We start from the raw sequence: 23,780 nt of genomic DNA on the forward strand, positions 1-23,780 counted from the left end.
ACACGTTCCTGTGAGTCTCCAGATTGGCCGCACGAGGGCTTCAACACAAGGCGCAACCGTGTTTGAATCAGATAGAACGCGTTCCACCTAGGAGGTTCCTGTGGGCAAGCCGCGCATCCCGGAAGGCTTCGACTTCACCGACCCCGACATGTACGCGAATCGTCTGCCCGTCGAGGAGCTCGCCGAACTGCGCAAGACCGCGCCGATCTGGTGGAACTCCAAACCGCACGGCCAGGGCGGTTTTCCCGACGAGGGCTACTGGGTGGTGACCAGGCACCACGACGTCAAGGAGGTCTCGCGCAACAGCGAGGTCTTCTCCAGCCGGGAGAACACCGCGATCATCCGGTTCAAGGACGACATGCCGCGCGACAACATCGAGATGCAGCGGCTGCTCCTGCTGAACATGGACCCCCCGACGCACACGAAGCAGCGCGGCATCGTCTCCCGCGGCTTCACCCCGAAGGCGGTCAACGCCCTGCGCGACGCCCTCACCGAACGCGCGGAGCGGATCGTGTCCGAGGCGCTCACGAAGGGGAACGGCGACTTCGTCACCGACGTGGCGTGCGAGCTGCCGTTGCAGGCGATCGCGGAGCTGATCGGCATCCCGCAGGAGGACCGCCGCAAGATCTTCGACTGGTCCAACCAGATGGTGGCCTACGACGATCCCGAGTTCGAGATCGAACCGCTCGCCGCGGCCACCGAACTGCTCGGTTACGCGTGGACGATGGCCGAGGACCGCCGCAAGTGCCCGCGCTCGGACATCGTCACCAAGCTGGTCCAGGCCGACGCGGACGGTGCCTTCCTCGCCTCGGAGGAGTTCGGGTTCTTCGTGCTGCTGCTGGCCGTCGCCGGCAACGAGACCACGCGCAACGCCATCACGCACGGCATGAAGGCGTTCTTCGACCACCCCGACCAGTGGGAGCTGTTCAAGTCCGAACGGCCCGCGACGGCCGGCGACGAGATCGTCCGGTTCGCCACGCCGGTGATGTCGTTCCAGCGCACCGCGATGGTGGACACCGAGCTCAGCGGCGTGGAGATCAAGCAGGGCCAACGGGTCGGGATGTTCTACTCGTCCGCCAACTTCGACGAGGAGGTGTTCACCGATCCCTGGCGGTTCGACATCCTCCGCGACCCCAACCCGCACCTCGGGTTCGGCGGCAGCGGCGCGCACTTCTGCATCGGCGCGAACCTCGCCCGGCTGGAGATCGACCTGATCTTCAACGCGATCGCCGACGCCATGCCCAACATCAGGCAGGTGGCGGAACCGCGCCGGCTGCGGTCGGGCTGGCTCAACGGCATCAAGGAGTTCCAGGTCAAGTACGCGTAGGCGACAAGGCGTCGAGCTCACGCCGCACCCGCTCGGCGTCTTCGTCGCGGCCCTGTTCCCGGTACAGCTCCAGCGCCTCCTGCCACGCCTCGCGGGCTTGATCGCGTTGCCCGAGGGCGGCGTGAGGGTGGCCGAGGTTGCTGAGGGTGTCCGCGGTCTCCCAGGAGTTGCCGAGGCTCCGGTAGAGGTCGAGGGCCTGGCCGTAGCGGGTGAGGGCGTCCTCGTGGTCGCCGGTGCGGTGGGCGATGAACCCGAGGCTGTCCAACGCTGCCGCCTCGCCTTCGACGTACCCGTGGCGCCGCTGCAACGCGAGGGCGGCGCGGCAGTGGTCGCGCGCGGTGTCGAAGTCGCCCAGACGCGCGGCGCACCAGCCCACCGTGTTGAGCGCGTCGGCTTCCTGCACGGGTCGGCCGACGGCGCGGTAGAGGTCGAGGGCACGTCGTGCGTGGTCGAAGGCCTGCCGGTCGTCCCCTCGCAGCTCCCAGGTGAACGAGAGCACCTGGTGGGAGCGTGCCTGTCCGGCGAGGTCGCCGTGGCGCACGGTCAGGGCGAGTGCCTGGTCCAGGTGCTCGACGGCCTCCTCGTGCAGGCCCAGCCGGCAGCAAGCGTCGCCGAGCAGTCGGTGGGCCACGCTTGCGGCGGTGGGGTCGGGCAGGTGAGCGGCGGCGTCCAGCGCGGCACGCCACACGGCGATCGCGTCACCCAAGTTCCCCTGCCGGTAGTGGAACGTGTCCAGTGCCCGGGCGAGGTGCCAGACGACGTGGTGGCGGCCCAGGAGAGTGGCGGTGCGCTGGGTGGCCAGGAGGATGGCGTGTTCAGCCTCCAACCAGGCCAGTGCGGCCGCTGCGTCCGGTAACGGGTGCGGGCGGACACCCCGTGCGAGCGGATCGAGTTCCACGAGCGGGCGGGAGGGGGACAGGAGGCGGTCGGCGGCGAAAGCCGTGTGCAGGTGGAAGTCCATCACCCGCACCAACGCTGCCTCGCGTATTTCGTCGGGCAGATCGTGAGCGGTGCTCGCGGCGTAGGCGCGGATCAAGTCGTGCATCGCGTACCGGCCGTTCGATCGGCGTTCGACCAGAGACGCCTCCTGCAACGCCGACAACGCCTTGCGGGCGCGGGCCTGCGGCAGGCCGGTGAGTGCGACCACGGCGGGCAGGGTCGTGTCGGGGCCGGGGGTGATGCCCAGCAGCCCGAACAGGGTGCGTTGTTCGTCGGTGAGCCGACCCAGGGACAAGGACAGCACCGCCGGCAGGCTCGCGGCGGGGTCCGTGTCGTGATCGAGTGTCTCGAGGCCCACCTCGCGCAGCTCCGCGGCCACCTCGGCCAGGGAGTGGTCTGCGGCCTGGCGGATGGTGATCGCCAGTGCGAGCGGGTAGCCGCCGCACAGGTCGATCAGCTCGTCGACCGCGTCGGGCTCGGCCGTGACGCGACTGTGGCCCAGACGTGCGGCCAGCAGTGCACGCGCCTCGCCGCGGTCCAGCACGTCCAGCCGGAGATCCCGCGCGGCGTGCCGGTCGATCAGGGAGGCGAGTCGGGTGCGACCGGTGATCAGGACGGTGCAGCTGGTACCGCCGGGCAGCAGCGGTGTCACCTGGTCGGCGGTCGCCGCGTTGTCGAGCACGATCAGCATCCGCCGGTCAGCGACGGTGCTGCGGTACAACGCCGACTTGGCATCCCGGTCGACGGGTACGCGATCCGGGGCGATGCCCAGTGCGGTGAGGAAGCCGAACAACGCGGTGTCGGGCGTGACAGGTCGTTCGGTCGGGCTGAAGCCGCGCAGGTCGATGAACAGCTGCCCGTCGGGGAACCGGTCGGCGTGCTGGTACGCCCAGTGCAGCGCCAGCCAGGTCTTGCCGATTCCTCCGGCACCGCCGATCGCCGAGATCACCACCGTGTCCCTGTCCACCAGCGCCTCGTCCAGACGGGCCAGTTCGGTGCCGCGGCCGGTGAACCACCGCGGCCGCCCCGGCAGCTGCCGAGGCACCGGCGTCTCCGGCGTGGACCGGGTGAGGGCGGCGTCGGCGTCGAGGATCCGTTGGTGCAGTTCCCGCACTGCGGTGCCGGGGTCGGTGCCCAGTTCGCCGACCAGCCGGTCGCGCAGTTGCCGGTAGTGCGCCAGGGCGTCGGCGGTGCGGCCGGCGCGGTGCAGGGCGAGCATGAACTGGGCGGCAACTCGTTCGTCCAACGGCCATTGGGCGGCGCGAGCGGTGAGGGCGGCCACGAGGTCTTCGCCGTGTCCCAGCCGCAGCAGAACCTCGGTCAGGTCGCATTCGGCGTCGAGGCGTTGCTGGTGCAGCCGATCGCGTTCGGCTGCCGCCCAGTCACCCTCGACACCTGTCAGTGCCTCGCCCTGCCACAGGTCCAGCGCCTGCCGCAGCAGCGCCTCCGCCTGCCGGTCGTCAGCAGCACGGGCTCGGACGCACAGGGCGCTGAACTGGAGCAGGTCGACATCGGATCGGTCGACCTCCAGCGCGTAGCCCCCAGGTCTTCGCACCACGGCTCCGCCGAGCAGCAACCGCAGCCGGGACAGGTAGTTCAGCAACGTCGCCCTGACCCGCAGCGGTGGCTCGTCGCCCCACACCCGTTGCATCAGCCGATCCACCGACACCACGCGGCCCGCGTCCACCGCCAGCGCGGCCAGCACGCACCGCTGCCGCGCCGGTCCGAGATCGAGTGCGGTGCCGTCGGCGAGCACCGCTGTTCCACCCAGAAGAACAAATTCCATCTGCTCGTTCCAGAAAAGGTGACGAGTTCGCGTGTGTGTGATCGGTGATATCAGCTCTGAGCAGCGGATTGTGGAAAATCGCTGAAGATTCACGGGGACGGCGGCACACAGTTGGGGAGCGCACCGCGGAAGGCAGGCGTGGCCGCCGTGCTGGTCGCCGCCCGGCATCGGCGCCGGCCACCGATCCAGAGCATGGCCGGCTCGCGGTGCGTCGCCGGGGACTGGCACGTCGGAGGGGTCGTGCCAGTCCCTCAGCCGTCCTGGCGAAGGGTGGCCATCGCGCGTTCGGTCTCCCAGAACGCCCGCACGGATCGGATCAGCCCGTCCTCCCCGACGCGGTAGACGAACACGCCCTCGGTGTCGACCCGCATCCCGCCCGGCAGAAACGCTGAAATGGTCCCGACGTTGGCGCACTCGGATCCGGCCGCGAACGAGTCGTGCATCGCGAACTCGAAGCGTTCGACGCCTGCGATCGCGAGATCCCAGAACGCGGCGATCGCCTCCTTGCCGTGGTGGCCCTTGCCCTCGGCGTCGAACATCGACGGGCCGACCGGGTCCTCGACCACGGCGTCCTCGGCGAACAGCGCCAGCCACTCGTCCTTCGCGCCCCGCGTCACCGCGTCCATCGACCGCCACGACGCCACGCGCGCCGGCGTCTCGGTCTTGGAAGCCTTCCACGTCACGGCAGTCATGCGAACTCTCCGATCACCTCGTCGGCGAAGCGCCGAAGTCCGTCCTTCTTGGCCTCCAGGCTGCCGTCGAACCCGACGCCGTAGAACAGCCAGGGCACCACGATCACGTCCGTCACACCGATCTCGTCGAGCTGCCGGTAGCCGTCGAGCCCGAACCGGTCGATGCACACCGCCTGGATCTCGAACGGCCGCTCGAACGCCCCGAGGTCCTCCAGCTGCGCGATCACCGACTTGAGGTCCGCGAACTTGATCATCGCGGACGTCCAGCCGTCACCGACGCGGGCGGCGCGCTTCAGCGCGGCGGGGGAGTGGCCACCGACGTAGAACGGCACCGGCGAAGTGGGTGCCGGCGACATCTGCAGCCGGTCGAAGTCGAAGTACTCGCCGTGGTACTCGACCATTCCGCCGCCGAGCACGAGTTTCAGAACGTCGATCATCTCGTCGACGCGCGGACCGCGGTTCTTGTAGGGCGCGCCGCACCACTCGAACTCCTCCGGCGACCAGCCGAGTCCGACGCCGAGGCCGAAGCGGTTGCCGGTCAGGTGCGCGACCGAGCCCACCTGCCGGGCGAGCAGCAACGGGTTGCGGGAGCCCAGTTTCAGGACCTGGGTGTAGAAGTGGATGCGGGACGTCACGGCGCCCATCGCGGCGGCCGCGACGAACGGGTCCACCCACGGCGTGTCGGCGTTCCACATCCGGGAGCCGTCGGGGGTGTAGGGGTAGTCCGCGGAGACCTTCTCCGAGAAGAAGAGCGAGTCCGGCAGGGCGATCGACGAGTAACCGCACTCCTCGGCGCACTGAGCCAGCGACGTCAGCTGGTCGAGCGGGCTCATGGCGATACCGACGGTGAACTTCATGGCCTCTCCGATCCGACGACCCACATGGCGAAGAACTGCGAGCCACCGCCGTACGCGTGGCCCAGCGCGACACGTGCGCCGTCGACCTGGTGGTCACCGGCGGTGCCCATGACCTGCATGGCCGCCTCGGCGAACCGCAGCAGGCCGGACGCGCCGATCGGGTTCGACGAGAGCACCCCGCCGCTGGGGTTGACCGGCAGCCGGCCGCCGATCTCGGTCTCGCCCGCCTCGGTGAGCTTCCAGCCCTGACCGACGTCGGTGAAGCCGAGGTTCTCCAGCCACATCGGCTCGAACCACGAGAAAGGCACGTAGATCTCGGCGGCGTCCACTTCGGACAACGGGTCGGTGATCCCCGCCTGCTGCCACAACGCGCGGGCGGCGTCCCGGCCGGCCTGCGGGTTGACCTGGTCGCGTCCGGCGAACGTCGTGGGCTCGGTGCGCATCGCGGTCGCACGGATCCACGCGGCTCGCGAGGACGTGGGCTCGGCGGAGATCACCACCGCGCAGGCGCCGTCCGAGGAGGGACACGTTTCGTCGTACCGGATCGGGTCCCACAACATCGTGGACGCTCGAACCGATTCGACGGTGATGTCGGGTTGTTTCAGGTGTGCGTACGGATTCAGCGAACCGTTTCGACGGTCCTTGGCCGCCACCATCGCACCCACGTGTTCGGGAGCGCCCGCACGGCGGATGTAGGCGCGCACGTGTGGTGCGAAGTAACCACCCGCACCGGCGTGCACGGGCATCGTGAACGGTGTCGGCACGGACAGTGCCCACATCGCGTTGGACTCGGACTGCTTCTCGAACGCCACGGCCAGCACACGGTCGTGCACGCCGGACTGGACGAGCGACGCAGCGACGTTGCCGGTGCTACCACCCACCGAACCGGCGGTGTGCACGCGCAGCAACGGTTTGCCGACCGCGCCGAGCGCATCGGCGAGGAACAGCTCGGGCATCATCACGCCCTCGAACAGGTCCGGTGCCTTGCCGAGCACCACGGCGTCGATGTCCGGCCAGTCCACGCCGGCGTCGGCCATCGCGCGGTCGATCGCCTCGCGGCACAAACCCGCCATCGACACGTCGAGGCGCTTCGCGGCGTGGTGCGTCTGGCCGGTGCCGACCACAGCTGCCGGTCGCATCTACTCCCGCCCTTCCATGACGCAGACGAGGTTCTGTTGGAGCAACGGCCCGCTGGTGGCGTGCCCGAGCACCTTCGAAGCGCTTCCGTCGTGCACGCGCCGGGCCGCCTCACCGATCCGCGCCAGCCCGGCCGCGAACATCGGGTTGCCGGCCAGCACGCCGCCGGACGGGTTCACGGTGATGTCGCCGAGACCGAGTGCCTGGCGCAGCAGGATCTCCTGGTGGCTGAACGGCGCGTGCAGCTCCGCCACCTCGACGCCGTCCGCACCGGCCGCCTTGCCCGCGGCCACGGTCGAGGGAGACGTCAACAGGTCGCGTGCGCCGAACGACGGTGAGTCCACCCGATGCTCGAACCCGGTGATCCACGCCGGCCGTTCGCACAGCTCCCGCGCGCGGTCACCGGCCGCGAGCACGATCGTCGCGGCGCCATCGGTGATCGGCGCGCAGTCGTGCCGCCGCAACGGGTCCGCGACGTAGTCCGAAGCCAGCAGCTCGTCGACGGAGACGTTGCCGGACAGCTGCGCCAACGGGTTCGAGAGCGCGGCCGCACGACTTCGTGCCGCCACGGATGCCATCGCTCGTTCGTCCCAGAACCCGGCCTCGATGCCCACCCGCGCCTGAATTCCGGCGAGGCCAATGGAATCAGGCCACAGTGGCGTCACGACGTAAGGATCGAGCTGCATCGCCATGACCCTGCGCAGGTGACCGGCCGACGACTTGCCGAAGCCGTAGACGAGGGCCGTGTCGATCTCGCCGCACAGCAGCTTCACCCAGGCCTCGTACAACGCCCAGGCGGCGTCCATCTCGACGTGCGACTCCATGATCGGCGGGAACGCGCCGATCGCGTCGACCGCCGACACGAACGAGAAAGCGCGTCCGGCCAGGTAGTCCGACGAGCCCGAGCACCAGAACCCGATGTCGGACTTCGTCAACCCCAGCGAGCCGAGCACCTCGTGGAAGATCGGCACCAGCATCTCGACACCGTTGGTGGTGCCGTCGGTCTCGCGCACGCAGGGCGTCTGCGCGAACCCCACTACCGCGACGTCACGCATGCGAGCCTCACAGGTGCTGGGAGTAGGAGTCGAACGACGCGTCCGGCTCGCCGGAAGGCTTGAAGTGGTCGATGTTCCGCATCGTCGGTCCCCACTCCTCGCGCGGCTTCCACACCGCCTCCACGCGCATGCCCATCCGCACGTCCTCGGGCGCGACGCCGAGCAGCAGGTGCAGGAACGGGATGTCCGCGCCGTCCAGCAGCACGTAGGCCGAGACGTACGGCGGCGGGATCCGCTGGCCCAGGAACGGCACGTTGACCACGCAGAACGTCGTGATCGTGCCGCGGTCGGACAGCTCGATCTGCTCGGTGGTCGGCACGCCGTCGGTGGGGCAGGCCGGTCGCGGCGGGAAGTAGACCTTCGAGCACGCCGGACAGCGCTGCGCGATCAGCCGGCCGTCCATCAGGCCGCGCAGGAACGGGTCCTCGGTCGGTGACGCGGAATGCGTGTAATGGAGGTTCACCGGTGTGGTGACCATGGTGACGTCGTCAGCTTCCACCGGATCGGCCGCGGGACCGTCGGAGAGTTCGAAGCACTCGATGTCGGTGATCGCCCCGACGCGTTCATCGCGCCACCGCACCCGTACGCGCGTGCCCGTTGCCATCTGGTCCGGGGTTCCGGCGTCGACGGCGTGCAGCAACGAGGTGTCGGAGCCGTCGAGCTGGATCAGCGCCCACGCGAACGGCCGGTCGAGCGGCTGACCTTCGAGCGGTTCGGGAATCCACGACCACCCGCGCACGACGCCGGTCGCCGCCACGTCCACGAACTCCGACAACCGCTCGGCGGTCACCGGGTCGTACTCGAGCGGCGGCACGTGCACGCGGCCGTCGGAACCGCGGATCCCGGTCACCTTGCGGCGGCGCAGATCCGAGAGGAACCGGCCCAGCGTGGGGCCCGTCGAGCGCGTGTAGTCGAAGCCGACGTCCAGTGGTGCACTCAGCGGCCTGGTCACAGATCAAAGTGAAACAGGTTCTCGAAATGGTGGCAAGATGGCTGCATGAAGCTCGGTCTGCAGCTCGGCTACTGGGGTGCCGCGCCACCCCCGAACGCCCCCCAACTCGTGGCGGCGGCAGAGGAATTCGGCTTCGACGCGGTGTTCGCCGCCGAGGCGTGGGGATCGGATGCCTTCACCCCGTTGGCGTGGTGGGGATCCGACACCCAGCGGGTCCGGCTCGGCACGTCCGTCGTGCAGATGTCGGCCCGCACACCGGCGGCGTGCGCGATGCACGCGTTGACGCTCGATCACCTCTCGGGTGGACGGTTCGTGCTCGGTCTGGGCGTGTCCGGGCCACAGGTCGTGGAGGGCTGGTACGGCCGGCCGTTCGCCAAACCCCTTGCCAGGACCAGGGAATACGTCTCGATCCTGCGTCAGGTGCTGGCGCGCGAAGCCCCGGTCGCCAACGACGGTCCGCACTTCCCGTTGCCCTACCAGGGGCCGGGATCGATCGGGCTCGGCAAGCCGTTGAAGCCCATCACCCACCCGCTGCGCGCCGATCTGCCGATCTGGCTCGGTGCCGAGGGGCCGAAGAACGTCGCGCTGACCTCGGAGATCGCCGACGGCTGGCTCGCGATCTACTACGCGCCCAGGCTCGCCGGCATGTACGACGAGTGGCTTGACGAGGGTTTCGCGAAATCTGGTCGCACCAGGGAGAACTTCGAGGTGGCGGCTACCTGTCAGGTCGTCGTGACGGACGATCCGGTGGGGGTGAGGGCCCGGCTCAAGCCGTTCGTCGCTTTGTACATCGGCGGAATGGGCGCGCCCGGTATGAACTTCCACGCCGAGGTCTTCACCCGGATGGGATACGGCGAGGCGGTGCAGGACATCGGCAGGCTGTTCCTGTCCGGCCGCAAAGAGGAGGCCGCGCAGGCGGTTCCGGACGAGCTGGTCGCCGAGATCACGATCGTCGGCAGCGCCGAGCACGTCCGCGAGGAGGTCGGCCGCTGGGAGAAGGCGGGTGTCACGATGCTGCTCGTCGGCTGCCGCGACGTTGCCTCGATCAAGGCCGTCGCGGAGGCTTGTCAGTAGGTGAAACGCGTTCTACTTTTAGGGTGTGGTCACAGGACTCTGGAACATCGCCGCCGATCAGCCGGACCTGACCGCGCTGGTCGATCCGAGCGGTCGCGAGATCACCTACCGAGAGCTCTCGGCGCAGGCCGACCGCTACGGGCGCGGGTTCGGGGCCCTGGGGCTGGAACCCGGCGACAGCATCGTGCTGATGCTGCCCAACAGCGCCGACCTGGTCGCGGTGTACTTCGCCGCGTACCAGACCGGCCTCTACGTCGTCATGGCGAACTGGCACCTGACCGGCGCCGAGGTCGCGTACCTCGTCCAGGACAGCGGCGCCAAGGCCTTCGTCTCGCACGAACGGTTCGCCGACGCCGCAACGGAAGCGTCCGCGAGCCTGCCGGCGAACGCCCGGTTCGCCGTCGGCGACATCGCCGGGTTCGAGCCGCTGGCCAAGCTCGGCGAGGGCGAGCAGGGCAGGCCGGACGTCCGCACCGCCGGGTCGCCGATGCTCTACACCTCCGGCACGACCGGGCGGCCCAAGGGCGTGCGCAGGCCGTTGACCGGCGCTGACCCGGATGTCGTTCCACCGTCCGCCCCCTGGTTCTTCGGCATCTTCGGAATCAAGCCGCACGACGGGCACGTGCACCTGTGCGGGTCGCCGCTCTACCACACGGCGGTGCTCAACTTCGTCGTCATCTCGATCCAGCTCGGCCACACCGCGGTGTTGATGGACCACTGGTCGCCGGAGGAGATGCTGCGGCTGATCGACCGGTACGCGGTCACCCACAGCCACATGGTGCCGACCCAGTTCCACCGCCTGCTGGCGCTGCCCGACGACGTGAAGGCCAAGTACGACCTGAAGTCGTTGCGCGCGATGATCCACGGCGCCGCGCCGTGCCCGGTGGAGGTCAAGCGCCGGATGCTCGACTGGTGGGGTCCCGTGGTGATCGAGTACTACGCGGCCACCGAGGGCGGCGGCACCGCGATCACCGCGCAGGAATGGCTGCGCAAGCCCGGATCCGTCGGCCTGCCGTGGCCCACGTCGGAGATCAAGATCCTGGGCGAGGACGGCAGCGAGCTCCCGGTGGGTGAGCGCGGCCTGGTCTACATGCGGATGGGCGACGCGACGTTCGAGTACCACAAGGACGCCGAGAAGACCCGTGCCGCGCGAGTCGGCCGGCTCTTCACGTTGCAGGACATCGGCTATCTGGACGAGGACGGCTACCTGTTCCTGTGCGACCGAAAGAACGACATGATCATCTCTGGTGGCGTGAACATCTACCCGGCGGAGATCGAGGGTGAGCTCGTCTGTCACCCCAAGGTGGCGGACGTGGCCGTGTTCGGCGTGCCGCACCCGGACTGGGGCGAGGAGATCAAGGCCGTGGTCCAGCCCGCGGACGGGGTGGTCGGTGACGACGCGCTGACCGAGGAACTGCTGGAGTTCGCCCGCACGCGGCTCGCGAAGTTCAAGCTGCCGCGCACCATCTCCTACCTGGCCGAGTTGCCGCGCGACCCGAACGGCAAGTTGTACAAGCGAAAGCTCCGCAGCCAAGAAGGAAGCTCAACCGGTGCCTGACCCCCGGAAGACGATGTCTGGAGCGACCCCATGACCCTGAACCGCCGCCAGGTGCTCGCCGGAGCCGGTCTCGCGCTGGCCTCCGGACTCGTCAAACCCCCTGCCGCCAGCGCGGACCTCGGCGAGTTCGACGTCGTGGTGGTCGGCGCGGGCGCGGCCGGCATGACCGCCGCGCTCACCGCGGCCAAACGCGGCCTGAGCTGCGTGGTGCTGGAGAAGGCGCCGACCTACGGCGGTTCCGCCGCCCGGTCCGGCGCGGGCATCTGGATCCCCAACAACGAGGTCATCCTCGCCGCCGGAATCCCGGACACGCCCGCGAAGGCAGCGCAGTACCTGGCCGCCGTCGTGGGCAACATTCCGTTGGTGCGGCAACAGGCCTACCTGACGCACGGGCCACGGATGCTCTCGTTCGTCATGCGCAACAGCCCGCTGCGCTTCCGGCACATGGACGGCTACAGCGACTACTACCCGGAACTCCCCGGCGGCATCGCCCAGGGCCGCTCGATCGAGCCCGAGATGCTCGACGGCCGCATCCTCGGCGCCGAGCTCGCTCACCTGAACGCGCCGTACCTCGCCACCCCGGCGGGCCTGGTCATCTACGGCGCCGACTACAAGTGGCTCGCCCTGGCCCTGGTCAACGCCAAGGGCGCCGCCACGGCGGCCGCCGCCCTGGCCCGCGGCACGGCGGCCGCGTTGGCGGGCCAGAAGCCGTTGACGATGGGCCAGGCGTTGGCCGGCGGCCTGCGGGCGGGCCTGATGCAGTCGAACGTGCCCGTGTGGCTGAACACGGGCTTGGAAGACCTGCACGTGGTGAACGGCGCGGTGCGCGGCGTCCAGACCTCGCGCGGCCTCGTGCGCGCCCGGCGCGGCGTGATCATGGGCTCCGGCGGCTTCGAGCACAACGCGTCCATGCGCGCCCAGTACCAGCGCCAGCCCATCGGCACGTCCTGGACCGTCGGCGCCAAGGAGAACACCGGCGACGGCCACCGCGCGGGCCTGCGCGCGGGCGCCGCACTCGACCTGATGGACGACGCTTGGTGGGGCCCGGCCATCCCGACGCCCGGCTCCCCGTACTTCTGCCTCGCCGAACGCACCCTGCCCGGCGGCCTGATGGTCAACGCCGCCGGCCAGCGGTTCGTCAACGAGGCCGCGCCCTACAGCGACGTCGTGCACGTCATGTACGACAAGAACCCCACCTCGCCGTGCATCCCGGCGTGGCTGGTCGTCGACCAGAACTACCGCAACAAGTACCTGTTCGCCGACATCGCCCCTGCCCTGCCGCTGCCCGACGGCTGGTACCAGTCCGGCGCGGTGGTGAAGAACTGGTCGCTCGACGGCCTGGCGTCGGCAATCGGGGTTCCCGGCACCGCTTTGAAGGACACCGTCAGCCGGTTCAACAATCAGGCGATGACCGGACGCGACCCCGACTTCAAGCGCGGCGATTCCGCCTACGACCACTACTACACCGACCCGGCGGTGTTCCCGAACTCCTGCTTGGCACCGTTGTGGGCACCGCCGTTCTACGCCTTCAAGATCGTGCCGGGTGATCTCGGGACGAAGGGCGGGATGGTCACCGATGCGCGCGCTCGCGTGCTGCGGCCGGACGGGTCGGTGATTCCGGGGTTGTACGCGGCGGGCAACGTGAGTTCGGCCGTGATGGGGCGGAGTTACGCGGGGGCCGGATCGACGATCGGGCCCGCCATGACGTTCGGGTACATCGCGGCCAACGACATCTAGCCTGGTCGCCCGACATACGATCACCGCGGACGCAACGGTGATCTTTGGGGGCGAACGTGGGCGAAGTCGTGCTGATGTCGGATGCGCGGATCACCGCGATCCCGGTCGTGGATCGCGGTGATCCTCTGCTCGACGTGCGGCAGCACCAGGCGATCGCCGTCGACGCGCGCAAGCACGATGATCGAGGCGCGTTCGCGCATCTGAGGGAGAACCTCCTGAAGCGCCTGCTGCGCGCTCAGGAGTTGCTTCCGGAAGGTGTCCGGCTCCTGTTCGTCGAGGGGTACCGGCCACTCTCGCTGCAGCGCTTCTACTTCGAGCGCTACGCCGACGAGTTGCGGGCGGGCCACCCGGACTGGTCCGCGGAACAGGTGCGGACGGCCGCGAGCAGGTACGTGTCGCCGCCGGAGATCGCTCCGCACAGCGCCGGCGCCGCCGTCGACCTGACTCTCGTCTCCCGTGACGGGCAGGAGCTCGACATGGGGACTCGCGTGAACGCCAGCCCCGAGGAAAGTGACGGCGCCTGCTACACGGCGGCCCGGAACATCGGCCCGGCGGCCCGTGCCAACCGGACGCTCCTGGCCGACGTGCTGGACGGAGCAGGGCTGGTCAACTATCCCACCGAGTGGTGGCACTGGTCCTACGGCGACCGGTACTGGGCCTACGCCACCGGTGCCGACCACGCGATCTACGGGCCGGTGGACCGCTAGGTGTACTGACCCGAGAGGTTAGGAACGCGGCTGGCGGGTGGTAGGCCTGCGAGCGCGGTGTGGCCGCGGTGGTGATTGTAGGTGTGCAGCCACCGCGGCAGCTCGGCTCGTCGTTCGGTCTCGGTGCGGTAGGGGCGGGCGTAGGCCCACTCGTCGAGCAGGGTGCGGTTGAAGCGTTCGACCTTGCCGTTGGTCTGTGGCCGGTAAGGGCGGGTGCGTTTGTGGGTGATCCCGGCGGTGGTCAGTGTGTCGCGCCAGAGCAGGGACTTGTAGCACGCGCCGTTGTCGGTGAGTACCCGTTCGACGGTGATCCCGTTGGTATCAAAGAAGATCTGGGCTCGCTGCCAGAACGCGACCGCGGTTTCCTTCTTCTCGTCGGGCAGGATCTCGCTGTAGGCGAGCCGGGAGTGGTCGTCCACGGCGTTGTGCAGGTAGCTGTAGCCGACGTGACTGTTGCCGTTGCGGTCGAGGGTCTTGCCCGGTGTGCGGGTGCGGTGACGCTTCCCGGCCTGACGGCTGGTCACCCGGTGCCCGCCGCCGTCGGGGATGTTGCCGAGCTTCTTGATATCCACGTGTACCAGCTCGCCGGGCGTCGCGCGTTCGTAGCGGCGCACCGGTTGCGCGGTGGCCCGATCGAGATAGGCCAGTCGCGCCAGGCCGAACCGGGTCAGCACACGGTGCACGGTCGAGGGCACCAGTCGCAGCAGGAACGCGATGCGGGCCGGCCCCCACCGCCGCGCCAGGCGGACCTTGATGATCCGCCGTTCGATCCGAGTCGGAGTGCGGCCCGGACTCGTGTGCGGACGCGACGACCGGTCAGCCATGCCCGGCTCGCCCTCGTCCCGGTAACGATCGGCCCATCGTTTCGCGGTGCTGACCGAGACCTGGAACCGCTCCGCGGCCCGCCGCAGCGGCCAGCCCTCGTCCACGACACACCGGGCCAGGCGCAGCCTGCCCACCGGAGTCAGCGGTGCGTTAGCGTGGGTCACGAGAGCCTCCGTTGGTCGGTGTAGACGTCGCAATCCACACCGAACCCGGAGGCCCTCCTCATTCCAACATCATCCGACTACGTGTCGAACCGTTCGCAACCTCAGTGGGCAGTACAGCTAGGGCCTGTCCTCAAAGCTGGTATGGCTGACGTGGTTTGATCTTGTGTCGTGGTGCGCAGGCATGAGCTCACTGATGAGCAGTGGCGTGTGGTCGAGCCGTTGTTGCCGCCGTCAGGGGCGAAGGGCCGTCCTCGTATGGACGACCGGCGCGTGATCAACGGGATGTTGTTCAAAGCCAAAACCGGGGTGTCGTGGCGTGATCTACCGGAGCGATATGGGCCGTGGAAGACGGTCTACAACCGGTTCTGGCGCTGGTCACGCAACGGCACCCTGACCACGCTGGTCGCCAAGGTGCGGGTGATCGCGGAGGCGATCGATGAACTCGATCGTGAGGTCTCGATCGACTCGAGCATCGTGCGCGCCCACCAGCACGCTGCCGGTGCCCGCCGCCCCACGCGTGCTCACACAGGGGGCGAGCGGGTCGTGTGGCGGGCAGACCGAACCAGATGATCATGCTATCGGCCGGTCACGCGGCGGCGCCTCGACCAAGATTCATGTGGCCTGCGACGGGCACGGACGCCCGCTCACGACCGTCTTGACCGGCGGGAACATCAACGACTGCACCATGTTCGAGACCGTGCTGGCGGGCGTGTGGTTCCCGCCGGCACGATCGGGCCGGCTCACGACGCGGCCAGCGCGGGTGATCGCGGACAAGGGCTACTCCAGCAAGTCCATCCGCACTCACCTGCGCCGCCGCGGCATCCGGGCCACGATCCCCGAACGCCGCGACCAACGCGCCAACCGGGCCCGCCGCGGCCGGGCAGGTGGCCGCCCACCCGCCTTCGATTCGGTGATCTACAAGCGCCGCAACGTCGTCGAACGCTGCTTCAACCGGCTCAAGCAGTTCCGCGCGATCGCCACCCGCTACGACAAGACCGCCCTGTCCTACCAAGCCATGATCGACCTGGCCACCCTCACCCTCTGGCTTTGAGGACAGGCCCTAGCAGCGACACGCTGCTAGCGGCCCTTGAACTCCGGCTTCCGCTTCTCGGCGAAGGCGCGCGGCCCTTCCTTCGCGTCCTCGCTCGTGAACACCTCCATGCCCAGCCGAGCGTCCACTTTGAACGCCTCGTTCTCGTGCATCGCCTCGGTCTCCCGCATGGTGCGCAAGATCGCCCGCACCGCCAGCGGTCCGTTGGCCGTGATCAACGCGGCCAGTTCGAGCGCCTTGGTCAACGCCTGGCCGTCCGGCACGACGTGACCGATCAGGCCGATCTCCTTGGCCTCGGCGGCGAAGATGTGCCGCCCGGTCAGCAGCAGGTCCGCCGCGACCGTGTACGGGATCTGGCGTGGCAGGCGGACGGCCGAGCCGCCCAGTGGGAACAGGCCCCAGCGCGCCTCGGAGACGCCGAACCGGGCGCTCTCGCCGGCCACGCGGATGTCCGTCGCCTGCAGGATTTCGGTGCCGCCGGCGACCGCAGGGCCCTCGACCGCCGCGATGAGAGGTTTCGTCAATCGACGACCTTTCAGCAGCGGTTCGATGACCGAGAAGTCGTACTTGCCCGCCGATTCGCTGGGGTGGTTGGACGTCATGGCCTTCAGGTCGGCGCCCGCGCAGAAGGAGCCGCCGGCGCCGGTGAGGACGCAGACGCGGACGTCGGGATCGTTGTCCACGCGGTCCCACGCCTCGCGCATGATCGCCATCATCGGGCCCGACAAGGCGTTGCGGACCTCCGGGCGGTTCATCGTGACGACCAGAACGTTGTCGACCAGGTCCACCAACGCGTGTGGTTCTGTCGTGGTGGTCATTTCGGGCGCCTCCTGGATCGAGTCTGACCGCACGGGGGATTGTCCAGAACAGTAACACGTTCTACTTTGCTCACCATGGCCCTCAACGTCGCAGACCTCGTTGAACACGCCGTCGACACCGTGCCCGACCGGACCGCGCTCGTGTGCGGCTCCAAGAGGGTCACCTACGCCGAGCTTGAGGAGCGAGCCAACAAACTGGCTCACCACCTGGCAAAAAACGGCGTCACGCAGGGTTCGCACGTTGGGCTCTACGCACGCAACTCGATCGAGCTCGTCGAGGCGATGCTCGCGGTCTACAAGCTGCGCGCGGTGGTCATCAACGTGAACTACCGGTACACCAAGAACGAGTTGCAGTACCTGTTCGGCGAATCGGATCTGGTCGCACTCATACACGAACGGCGGTACTCGCCGCTCGTGGCGGAAGTGGGCGCTCCCGGCCCCACCGTCGTGATCGACGACGAGTCCGACGAGGACTTCGCCGGAGTCGACTACGAAACGGCGCTGGCGGCGGAGTCCGGCGAGCGCGACTTCGAGCCGCGCAGCCCTGACGACCTCTACATCCTGTTCACCGGCGGCACGACCGGCATGCCGAAGGGCGTGATGTGGCGGCACGAGGACGTGTGGCGCACGCTCGGCGGCGGCATCGACTTCGTGACCGGCGAACGGCTCACCGACGAGTGGCAGCAGGCCCGCGCCGGCAAGGACTACGGGCTGGTCCGGCTCTGCCTGCCCCCGCTGATCCACGGCGCCGCCCAGTGGGCCGTGCTCGGCGCGTTGTTCTGCGGCAGCACGGTGGTGCTCGTGCCGAAGTTCGACCCCGCCGAGATCTGGCGCGTGATCGAACGGGAGAAGGTCCAGGTCGCCGCGATCACCGGCGACGCCATGGGCCGGCCGCTGATCGAGGAGTTCCAGCGAGGCGAGTACGACGGCTCGTCGCTGTTCATCATCAACAGCAGCGCCGCGTTGTTCTCCTTCACCGTGAAGAAGCAGTACCAGGAGCTGCTGCCGCACACGACGTTGCTGGAGTCGATCGGGTCGAGCGAGACCGGGTCCACCGGCATCGGCGCGGTGCCCAAGGAGATCGAGAAGACCGACGGCACCAAGGTGAAGCTCAACGAGGACACCATCGTCATCGACGAGGACGGCAACAAGCTCGAACCGGCGCCGGGCGTCATCGGCAAGCTGGCGCGCGGCGGGCACATCCCGCTCGGCTACTACAAGGACCCCGAGAAGACCGCGCGGATGTTCGTCGAGGTCGACGGCAAGCGGTTCACGGTGCCCGGCGACTACGCGCGGTTCGAGGCCGACGGCGACATCACGTTGCTGGGCCGCGGCAACACCTGCGTGAACACCGGCGGCGAGAAGGTGTTCCCCGAAGAGGTCGAGGCGGCGCTCAAGTCGCACCCGGACGTGTTCGACGCGCTCGTGATCGGCATCCCGGACGACCTGCTCGGCCAACGCGTCGGCGCCATCGTGCATCCTCGTGAGGGGGCGACGCCGACACTGTCCGAACTGGACGCTCACGTGCGCGAGACGCTCGCGGGCTACAAGGTGCCGCGGTCGCTGTGGCTGGTCGACCAGATCGGCCGCACCCCCAGCGGCAAACCCGACTACCAGTGGGCAAAGCGCCACGTGGAGGAACATGCGCACCAGCCTGTGTGACCAGTTGGGCATCGAGCACCCGGTTTTCGGCTTCACGCCGTCGGAGCACGTCGCGGCGGCCATCAGCCGGGCCGGTGGGCTCGGTGTCCTCGGGTGCGTGCGGTTCAACGACGCGGAGGACCTCGACCGCGCGTTGACGTGGATGGACGAGAACACCGACGGCAAACCGTACGGTGTGGACATCGTGATGCCCGCCAAGGTGCCCACCGAGGGCACCCAGGTCGACCTCGCCGGACTCATTCCGCAGAGCCACAAGGACTTCGTGCAGCAGACGCTGCTGAAGCTCGGCGTGCCCCCGCTGCCGGACGGCGAGGGCGGCGAGGGCGTGCTCGGCTGGCTGCACTCGGTCGCCCGATCCCACGTCGACATCGCGCTGGAACACCCGATCCGGCTCATCGCGAACGCCCTGGGCTCGCCGCCTGCCGACGTGATCGAACGGGTGCACGCGGCCGGGGTTCCGGTCGCGGCCCTGGCCGGCAAGGCGGAGCACGCGCGCCGGCACGTGCAGAACGGCGTCGACATCGTGGTGGCGCAGGGTTATGAGGCCGGCGGACACACCGGCGAGGTCGCCACGATGGTGCTCGTGCCGGAGATCGTGGACGCCGTGGACGTTCCGGTGCTGGCGGCGGGCGGGATCGGTTCGGGACGGCAGGCCGCCGCGGCGATGGCTCTCGGTGCGTCGGGTGTGTGGATGGGCTCGTACTGGCTGACGACAGCCGAGTACACGCAGAGTCCACTCACCCAGAAAGCGTTGCTGGCAGCCAGTTCGAGCGACACCGTGCGAACGCGGATCTACACCGGCAAACCGGCGCGGTTGCTCAAGACCCGGTGGACCGAGGCGTGGGCCGAGCCTGGTGCGCCGGAGCCGTTGCCGATGCCGTTGCAGAACCTGCTGGTCAGCGAGGCGCACCTGCGCATCGCCCGGTCCGACGACCCGTCCGTGGTGTCGATGCCGGTCGGTCAGGTCGTCGGGCGGATGAACGAGGTGCGCCCGGTCGCGGACGTGATGACCGACCTGCTGAGGGAGTACGGCGAGACCGTCGAGAGGCTGAACAAGCTCTCCCGTTGATCACCACGAGGTGCTGAGCTTCAAGAGCTGGGCGGTCGCCCCGCCCAGCTCGAACTCGTTGCGCTTCGCCGCGGTGAAGTAGCGGTGCACCTCGTGGCTCATGTCGATGCCCGTCCCGCCGTGGACGTGCACGGCGGTGTGCGCCACGCGGTGACCCGCGTCGGCCGCCCAGAACTTCGCGGTCGCCACCTCGGCGTCCGCCTCCAGTCCCTCAGAAAGCCGCCAAGCCGCCTGCCAGAGCGTCAAACGGATCGCGGCGACGTCGATGTACGCGTCAGCGAGCCGTTGCGCCACCGCCTGGAAGCTGCCGATCGGCCGATCGAACTGCACCCGAGTCCGCGCGTACTCCGCCGTCAGCTCCAACGCCCGTTCGGTCACGCCGAGCTGCAAAGCACACAGTCCCAACGTGTAGCGCGTGACCAGCCACTCCGGGGTGAGGCCCGGCACGACCTCGCCGGCACCCGTGAACTCGAACCAGCCCGCCTCGGACCCGTCGACCAGCTCCTGCGCGGTGATCGACAGCTGGTCGGCCTCGACGAGGAACACCTGCTCGCCGTGCGCCACCAGGAACGCGGCTGCTGCCGAGGCGGACGGCACGGTCGTCTTCGCGCCGCCGGAATCCTGAGCGAGTGCCACGGACAGCACGGTTCCGGGCGTCAGCCAGCGAGAACGCTGCTCCGGCGTGCCGAAGGACGCCAGTGCGGAGGACGCGACCACGGTCGGCAGATAGGGGACGGCGGAGACCGCACGGCCCAGTTCGACCAGCACCGAACACTGCTCCAGGACACCGAACTCGTCCGGGGACTCGGGCAAGACGCCGGACTTGACCAGGTCGAGCCACGGCGTGTCCGACGAGTCGAGGATCTTCCGGGTCAGCGCGGCCAGCTCGCGCTGCGCCTCGGTCAGCGTGAAGTCCATGGCGTCTCCCGACTATCGAGGCACGGCGGGAAGACCGAGGCCCGCCCGCGCGATGATGTCCCGCTGGATCTCGTTGGTGCCGCCGCCGAACGTGAGGATCAGCGACGAACGGTGCATGCGCTCCACACGGCCCTGCAGCAACGCACCCGGCGAGCCGGTCCGCACGATTCCGTTGGCGCCCAGCACCTCCATCAGCAGCCGGTAGCCCTCGGTGGCGAACTCGGTGCCGAACACCTTGGTGGCCGAGGCCTCCGCGGGGGAGGGCGCCTCGTCACCGCCGGACGCGATCCGCCAGTTGATCAGCTTGAGGAACTCCGTCTTGGCGTGCACGCGAGCCAGGTGCAGGCGCACCCACTCGTGTTCGGCGGCACCGGTTTCGTCAGCCCATTGACGAACCTCGCGCAGCGCGGTCTGCAGCGGCGCGGCGGAGCACAACGCGACGCGCTCGTGGTTGAGCTGGTTGGTGATGAGCTTCCAGCCCTTGTGCTCCTCGCCGATCAGGTTCGCCGCCGGCACGCGCACGTTGTCGTAGAAGGTCGCGCTGGTCGTGGGGCCGGACATCGTCGGCACCGGGGTCCAGGAGAAGCCCGGATCCGTCGTCGGCACGATGATGATGCTCAAACCCCTGTGCCGCTGCGACTCCTGGTCGGTGCGGCAGGCCAGCCAGACGTAGTCCGCGTACTGGATGAGGCTGGTCCACATCTTCTGGCCGTTGATGACGTAGTCGGAACCGTCTCGCACGGCCCGAGTGCGCAACCCGGCCAGATCGGTGCCCGCCTCGGGTTCCGAGTAGCCGATCGCGAAGTGGATCTCGCCGGACGCGATCTTCGGCAGGTAGAAGGCCTTTTGCTCGGGCGTCCCGTAGGCCATGATCGTCGGCCCGATCGAGTTCAGCGTCAGGAACGGCACCGGCGCACCGGCCGCGGAGGCCTCGTCCAGGAAGATCAGCTGCTCGATCATCGGACGGTCGCGGCCACCGTACTCCTGCGGCCAGCCGATGGTCAGCCACCCGTCGAGACCCATCTGACGGACGGTGTCCTTGTACACCTCGGCATCGCCGTAGTCGCTGCCTCCGGCGAGGCCGGCTCGGCGTTCCGGCGTCATGAGCGCGGCGAAGTACGCCCGCAACTCCTGGCGCAACTGCTCCTGTTCGGGCGTGAAACCGATGCGCATGACGGCTACTCTAGAACAAGTTCTACTTGATGTCAGGAGGCCGGGATGAAGGTCGCCGTCGACCCTGCGCTGTGTGAGGCGCACGGTGAGTGCGTATCAATCTTGCCCGCGGTGTTTGACCTTGACGACGATGAGGTTCTGCAGATCCGGGAGGGTGAGCTGGCCGATGACGAGGTGGCGGCGGCGGAACGTGCGGTCGCGGCCTGCCCGATGGGCGCGCTGCGCCTCTCACGCTGATGGGTCTTGTCATGAACAAGAACAGATTCTAGTGTGCGACGGGTACCTCAGCCGTGAGCTCAGCGAGGAGTGATCCCGGTGAAGGCAGCCGTGCTCAACCAGGTAGGCGACGACAAGCTAGAGCTCCGGGACGACGTGACGACGACCGCGCCGGGGCCTCAGGAGATCCGCATCAAGATCAAGGCGTGCGGGGTGTGCCACAGCGATCTGTCCGCAATGGACGGAACCCTGCCCGCGCTGACGCCCGGCATCGTCGGCCACGAAGGCGCCGGCGAGGTCGTCGAGATCGGCAGCGCCGTGACGCAGCTCGCGGTCGGCGACCACGTGGCGATCACGTTCGTGCCGCCGTGCGGGAAGTGCGCTCAATGCGTCACGGGCCAGTCGCATCTGTGCCTCGTCCACACGCTCTCGGCGTTCACGTCACCGAGGTTCGTCGTCGGTGGCAACCCGGTCTTCGGGTACGCGGGTCTCGGCGCGTTCGCCGAGGAGATGGTCGTGCCCGCCGACGCCGCGATGAAGATCGACGATGACGTGCCGTGGGAGATCGCGGCACTGTTGTCCTGCGGCATCCTGACGGGTGTCGGTGCCGTGCTGAACACCGCGAAGGTCGAGGCTGGCTCCAGCGTCGCGGTGATCGGCTGCGGTGGCGTCGGCGTCGCGGTGATCCAGGGCGCGCGGCTGGCTGCCGCGGCGCGGATCGTCGCCGTGGACCCGGTTCTCGAAAAGCACGAGGTGGCGCAGAAGTTCGGCGCGACGCACGCGACGACGCCCGACGGGGTCGCGGACCTCAACAACCAGCTGAACATGGGCATGGGCTTCGACTACGTGTTCGACGTGGTCGGCATCCCGGCCACCATCCGCCAGGCGTGGGACCTGACCCGGCGCGGCGGCCACACGGTCGTCGTCGGCGCGGGACGGGCGGACGCGATGGTCTCGTTCAGCGCGCAGGAACTCTTCCTGCACGACAAGACCTTGCACGGATCGTTCTACGGGACGGCGAACTTCCGCCGGGACGTGCCGCGCATGATCGCGCTGTGGCGGCAGGGCCGGCTCGACCTCGAAGGCATGATCAGCAAGCGGATCAGGCTCGAGGACGTCAACGAGGGCCTGCAGGCCCTGCGCGGCGGAGGTTCCCTGATCCGCCAGGTCATTCTCTTCGACTGACACGTTTTCCATTGGAGTCTTCTGTGGACCTTGCGGGGAAGGTCGCCGTCGTCACCGGCGCGGGTGCCGGACTCGGCCGGGCGGAAGCACTGGAGCTCGCGCGAGCCGGTGCGTCCGTGGTGCTGAACGACCTGCCGGGGTCGGCCGACGCCGCCGCGGCCGAGATCGAGGAACTGGGCGCGAAGTGCGTGGTGGTCGAGGGTGACGTGGGGGAGCGGAGCACCGCGGACGCCCTCGTCACCGCGGCCGTCGAGCAGTTCGGCGGCCTGCACGTCGTCGTGAACAACGCCGGCGTGCTGCGCGACCGGATGCTGTTCAACATGTCCGACGAGGAGTGGGATCTGGTCGTGCGGGTGCACCTGCGCGGCCACTTCCTGTTGTCGCGCAACGCTGTCTCGCTGTGGAAGCAGCAGTCGAAGGCGGCGGGCGCACCTGTCTACGGGCGGATCGTGAACACCTCCTCCGAGGCGTTCCTGCTCGGTTCCGAAGGCCAGGCCAACTACGCGGCGGCCAAGGCCGGCATCGCCGCGCTGACGGTCGCGACCGCGCGAGGCACGTCCCGCTACGGCGTGCGCGCCAACGCGATCTGCCCGCGCGCCCGCACCGCGATGACCGCACACGTGTTCGGGGACGCACCGGACGGCGACGACTCGCTGGCGCCCGAGCACGTCGCGAAGTTCGTGGCGCACCTGGCGGGGCCGTCCGGCGACAAGATCAACGGACAGGTCTTCGTCGTGCACGGCGGCATGGTCGCGCTGATGGCACCACCGACCGTCGAGCAGAAGTTCGGCGCGTTCACCGATCTCGACGGCTACTTCGCCGATCGCGATCCACAAAGGACCTTCGCCTGTACGGAAACGATGTCTTTGTAGGAGGAG

At 68.8% G+C, this 23,780-nt stretch carries 20 protein-coding genes and 1 pseudogene; 11 read left to right on the forward strand and 10 right to left on the reverse strand.

Going from position 1 to position 23,780, the window contains the following annotated elements; genetic code table 11:
• Nucleotides 1-100: 100 nt before the first annotated feature.
• Complete coding sequence (locus G7043_RS32145) at nt 101-1,327, forward strand: cytochrome P450 (RefSeq protein ID WP_166052108.1); 1,227 nt, start codon at nt 101-103, stop codon at nt 1,325-1,327.
• Here G7043_RS32145 and G7043_RS32150 read toward each other — a convergent pair.
• From G7043_RS32150 to G7043_RS32175, 6 genes are all read right to left on the reverse strand, one after another.
• Nucleotides 1,314-4,052 (reverse strand): AfsR/SARP family transcriptional regulator, encoded by a 2,739-nt coding sequence (locus G7043_RS32150; RefSeq protein WP_166052111.1) that lies wholly within the window; start codon nt 4,050-4,052, stop codon nt 1,314-1,316. The two genes, G7043_RS32145 and G7043_RS32150, sit on opposite strands and share 14 nt — an antisense overlap.
• 251 nt (nt 4,053-4,303) lie before the next feature.
• Nucleotides 4,304-4,744, reverse strand: coding sequence for a nuclear transport factor 2 family protein (locus G7043_RS32155; RefSeq protein ID WP_166052113.1), 441 nt, complete (start codon nt 4,742-4,744; stop codon nt 4,304-4,306).
• Nucleotides 4,741-5,601 (reverse strand): TIGR03619 family F420-dependent LLM class oxidoreductase, encoded by an 861-nt coding sequence (locus G7043_RS32160; RefSeq protein WP_166052115.1) that lies wholly within the window; start codon nt 5,599-5,601, stop codon nt 4,741-4,743. Before G7043_RS32160 ends, G7043_RS32155 begins: the two co-directional genes overlap by 4 nt.
• Complete coding sequence (locus G7043_RS32165) at nt 5,598-6,740, reverse strand: thiolase domain-containing protein (protein WP_166052117.1); 1,143 nt, start codon at nt 6,738-6,740, stop codon at nt 5,598-5,600. The genes G7043_RS32160 and G7043_RS32165 overlap by 4 nt, the downstream gene beginning before the upstream one ends.
• A complete protein-coding gene (locus tag G7043_RS32170; RefSeq protein WP_166052119.1) occupies nt 6,741-7,793 on the reverse strand; it encodes a thiolase domain-containing protein in 1,053 nt (350 codons plus the stop codon).
• 7 nt (nt 7,794-7,800) lie between these two features.
• A complete protein-coding gene (locus tag G7043_RS32175; RefSeq protein ID WP_166052121.1) occupies nt 7,801-8,745 on the reverse strand; it encodes a Zn-ribbon domain-containing OB-fold protein in 945 nt (314 codons plus the stop codon).
• Between the two features lie 45 nt (nt 8,746-8,790).
• On the opposite strand from G7043_RS32175, the gene G7043_RS32180 reads away from it, so the two are divergent.
• From G7043_RS32180 to G7043_RS32195, 4 genes are read left to right on the forward strand one after another with little or no spacing between them, the layout of a single operon-like run.
• Complete coding sequence (locus G7043_RS32180) at nt 8,791-9,819, forward strand: LLM class F420-dependent oxidoreductase (RefSeq protein ID WP_166052123.1); 1,029 nt, start codon at nt 8,791-8,793, stop codon at nt 9,817-9,819.
• A gap of 25 nt (nt 9,820-9,844) precedes the next feature.
• The gene (locus G7043_RS32185; protein WP_166052125.1) at nt 9,845-11,377 is read left to right on the forward strand and encodes an acyl-CoA synthetase; all 1,533 of its coding nucleotides are present in this window, start codon (nt 9,845-9,847) and stop codon (nt 11,375-11,377) included.
• A 30-nt stretch (nt 11,378-11,407) separates the two neighbouring features.
• Nucleotides 11,408-13,114 carry a 3-oxosteroid 1-dehydrogenase gene (gene kstD, locus G7043_RS32190; RefSeq protein WP_166052127.1) on the forward strand — a complete coding sequence of 569 codons (1,707 nt, stop codon included), beginning with the start codon at nt 11,408-11,410 and terminating at the stop codon, nt 13,112-13,114.
• 56 nt (nt 13,115-13,170) lie between these two features.
• On the forward strand, nt 13,171-13,821 hold the full coding sequence (locus G7043_RS32195; RefSeq protein ID WP_166052129.1) for a M15 family metallopeptidase: 651 nt from the start codon (nt 13,171-13,173) through the stop codon (nt 13,819-13,821).
• On the opposite strand, the gene G7043_RS32200 is transcribed toward G7043_RS32195, so the two are convergent.
• Nucleotides 13,818-14,810 (reverse strand): IS481 family transposase, encoded by a 993-nt coding sequence (locus G7043_RS32200; RefSeq protein WP_166052131.1) that lies wholly within the window; start codon nt 14,808-14,810, stop codon nt 13,818-13,820. The genes G7043_RS32195 and G7043_RS32200 overlap by 4 nt on opposite strands.
• A gap of 168 nt (nt 14,811-14,978) precedes the next feature.
• On the opposite strand from G7043_RS32200, the pseudogene G7043_RS32205 reads away from it, so the two are divergent.
• Nucleotides 14,979-15,861, forward strand: a pseudogene (locus G7043_RS32205) (IS5 family transposase).
• Between the two features lie 26 nt (nt 15,862-15,887).
• On the opposite strand, the gene G7043_RS32210 reads toward G7043_RS32205, so the two are convergent.
• Nucleotides 15,888-16,679, reverse strand: a complete 792-nt coding sequence (locus G7043_RS32210; RefSeq protein ID WP_166052133.1) for a crotonase/enoyl-CoA hydratase family protein — start codon at nt 16,677-16,679, stop codon at nt 15,888-15,890.
• Nucleotides 16,680-16,754: 75 nt separating this feature from the next.
• Between G7043_RS32210 and G7043_RS32215 the strand changes: the two genes are divergently transcribed.
• Nucleotides 16,755-18,341: an acyl-CoA synthetase gene (locus G7043_RS32215; RefSeq protein WP_166052135.1), complete on the forward strand. Its 1,587-nt coding sequence runs from the start codon at nt 16,755-16,757 to the stop codon at nt 18,339-18,341.
• A complete protein-coding gene (locus G7043_RS32220; RefSeq protein WP_166052137.1) occupies nt 18,322-19,410 on the forward strand; it encodes an NAD(P)H-dependent flavin oxidoreductase in 1,089 nt (362 codons plus the stop codon). Before G7043_RS32215 ends, G7043_RS32220 begins: the two co-directional genes overlap by 20 nt.
• On the opposite strand, the gene G7043_RS32225 is transcribed toward G7043_RS32220, so the two are convergent.
• Both G7043_RS32225 and G7043_RS32230 read right to left on the reverse strand, forming a co-directional pair.
• Entirely contained in the window at nt 19,411-20,328 is a 918-nt protein-coding gene (locus G7043_RS32225) for an acyl-CoA dehydrogenase family protein (protein WP_166052139.1), read from the reverse strand.
• Between the two features lie 12 nt (nt 20,329-20,340).
• Entirely contained in the window at nt 20,341-21,501 is a 1,161-nt protein-coding gene (locus G7043_RS32230; RefSeq protein ID WP_166052141.1) for an acyl-CoA dehydrogenase family protein, read from the reverse strand.
• Between the two features lie 45 nt (nt 21,502-21,546).
• Here G7043_RS32230 and G7043_RS32235 point away from each other — a divergent pair, with 45 nt between their 5' ends.
• The 3 genes from G7043_RS32235 (at nt 21,547) to G7043_RS32245 (ending at nt 23,774) form a co-directional block, all read left to right on the forward strand.
• Nucleotides 21,547-21,738 (forward strand): ferredoxin, encoded by a 192-nt coding sequence (locus G7043_RS32235; protein ID WP_166052143.1) that lies wholly within the window; start codon nt 21,547-21,549, stop codon nt 21,736-21,738.
• 78 nt (nt 21,739-21,816) lie between these two features.
• Complete coding sequence (locus G7043_RS50060) at nt 21,817-22,902, forward strand: Zn-dependent alcohol dehydrogenase (protein ID WP_166052145.1); 1,086 nt, start codon at nt 21,817-21,819, stop codon at nt 22,900-22,902.
• 23 nt (nt 22,903-22,925) lie between these two features.
• The gene (locus tag G7043_RS32245) at nt 22,926-23,774 is read left to right on the forward strand and encodes a 3-oxoacyl-ACP reductase (protein WP_166052147.1); all 849 of its coding nucleotides are present in this window, start codon (nt 22,926-22,928) and stop codon (nt 23,772-23,774) included.
• The last annotated feature ends 6 nt before the right edge of the window (nt 23,775-23,780 follow it).

It is taken from the genome of Lentzea alba, assembly GCF_011067745.1.
In the GTDB taxonomy this organism is placed as follows: Bacteria; Actinomycetota; Actinomycetes; order Mycobacteriales; family Pseudonocardiaceae; genus Lentzea; species Lentzea alba.

Bases quoted from the DNA above. Each gene is read 5' to 3' on its own strand.
- G7043_RS32155 (WP_166052113.1), bottom strand. From the start codon at position 4,744: ATGACTGCCGTGACGTGGAAGGCTTCCAAGACCGAGACGCCGGCGCGC.
- kstD (WP_166052127.1), top strand. From the start codon at position 11,408: ATGACCCTGAACCGCCGCCAGGTGCTCGCCGGAGCCGGTCTCGCGCTG.
- G7043_RS32220 (WP_166052137.1), top strand. From the start codon at position 18,322: ATGCGCACCAGCCTGTGTGACCAGTTGGGCATCGAGCACCCGGTTTTC.
- G7043_RS32150 (WP_166052111.1), bottom strand. From the start codon at position 4,052: ATGGAATTTGTTCTTCTGGGTGGAACAGCGGTGCTCGCCGACGGCACC.
- G7043_RS32160 (WP_166052115.1), bottom strand. From the start codon at position 5,601: ATGAAGTTCACCGTCGGTATCGCCATGAGCCCGCTCGACCAGCTGACG.
- G7043_RS32165 (WP_166052117.1), bottom strand. From the start codon at position 6,740: ATGCGACCGGCAGCTGTGGTCGGCACCGGCCAGACGCACCACGCCGCG.
- G7043_RS32180 (WP_166052123.1), top strand. From the start codon at position 8,791: ATGAAGCTCGGTCTGCAGCTCGGCTACTGGGGTGCCGCGCCACCCCCG.
- G7043_RS32210 (WP_166052133.1), bottom strand. From the start codon at position 16,679: ATGACCACCACGACAGAACCACACGCGTTGGTGGACCTGGTCGACAAC.
- G7043_RS32230 (WP_166052141.1), bottom strand. From the start codon at position 21,501: ATGCGCATCGGTTTCACGCCCGAACAGGAGCAGTTGCGCCAGGAGTTG.
- G7043_RS32225 (WP_166052139.1), bottom strand. From the start codon at position 20,328: ATGGACTTCACGCTGACCGAGGCGCAGCGCGAGCTGGCCGCGCTGACC.
- G7043_RS32235 (WP_166052143.1), top strand. From the start codon at position 21,547: ATGAAGGTCGCCGTCGACCCTGCGCTGTGTGAGGCGCACGGTGAGTGC.
- G7043_RS32215 (WP_166052135.1), top strand. From the start codon at position 16,755: ATGGCCCTCAACGTCGCAGACCTCGTTGAACACGCCGTCGACACCGTG.
- G7043_RS32170 (WP_166052119.1), bottom strand. From the start codon at position 7,793: ATGCGTGACGTCGCGGTAGTGGGGTTCGCGCAGACGCCCTGCGTGCGC.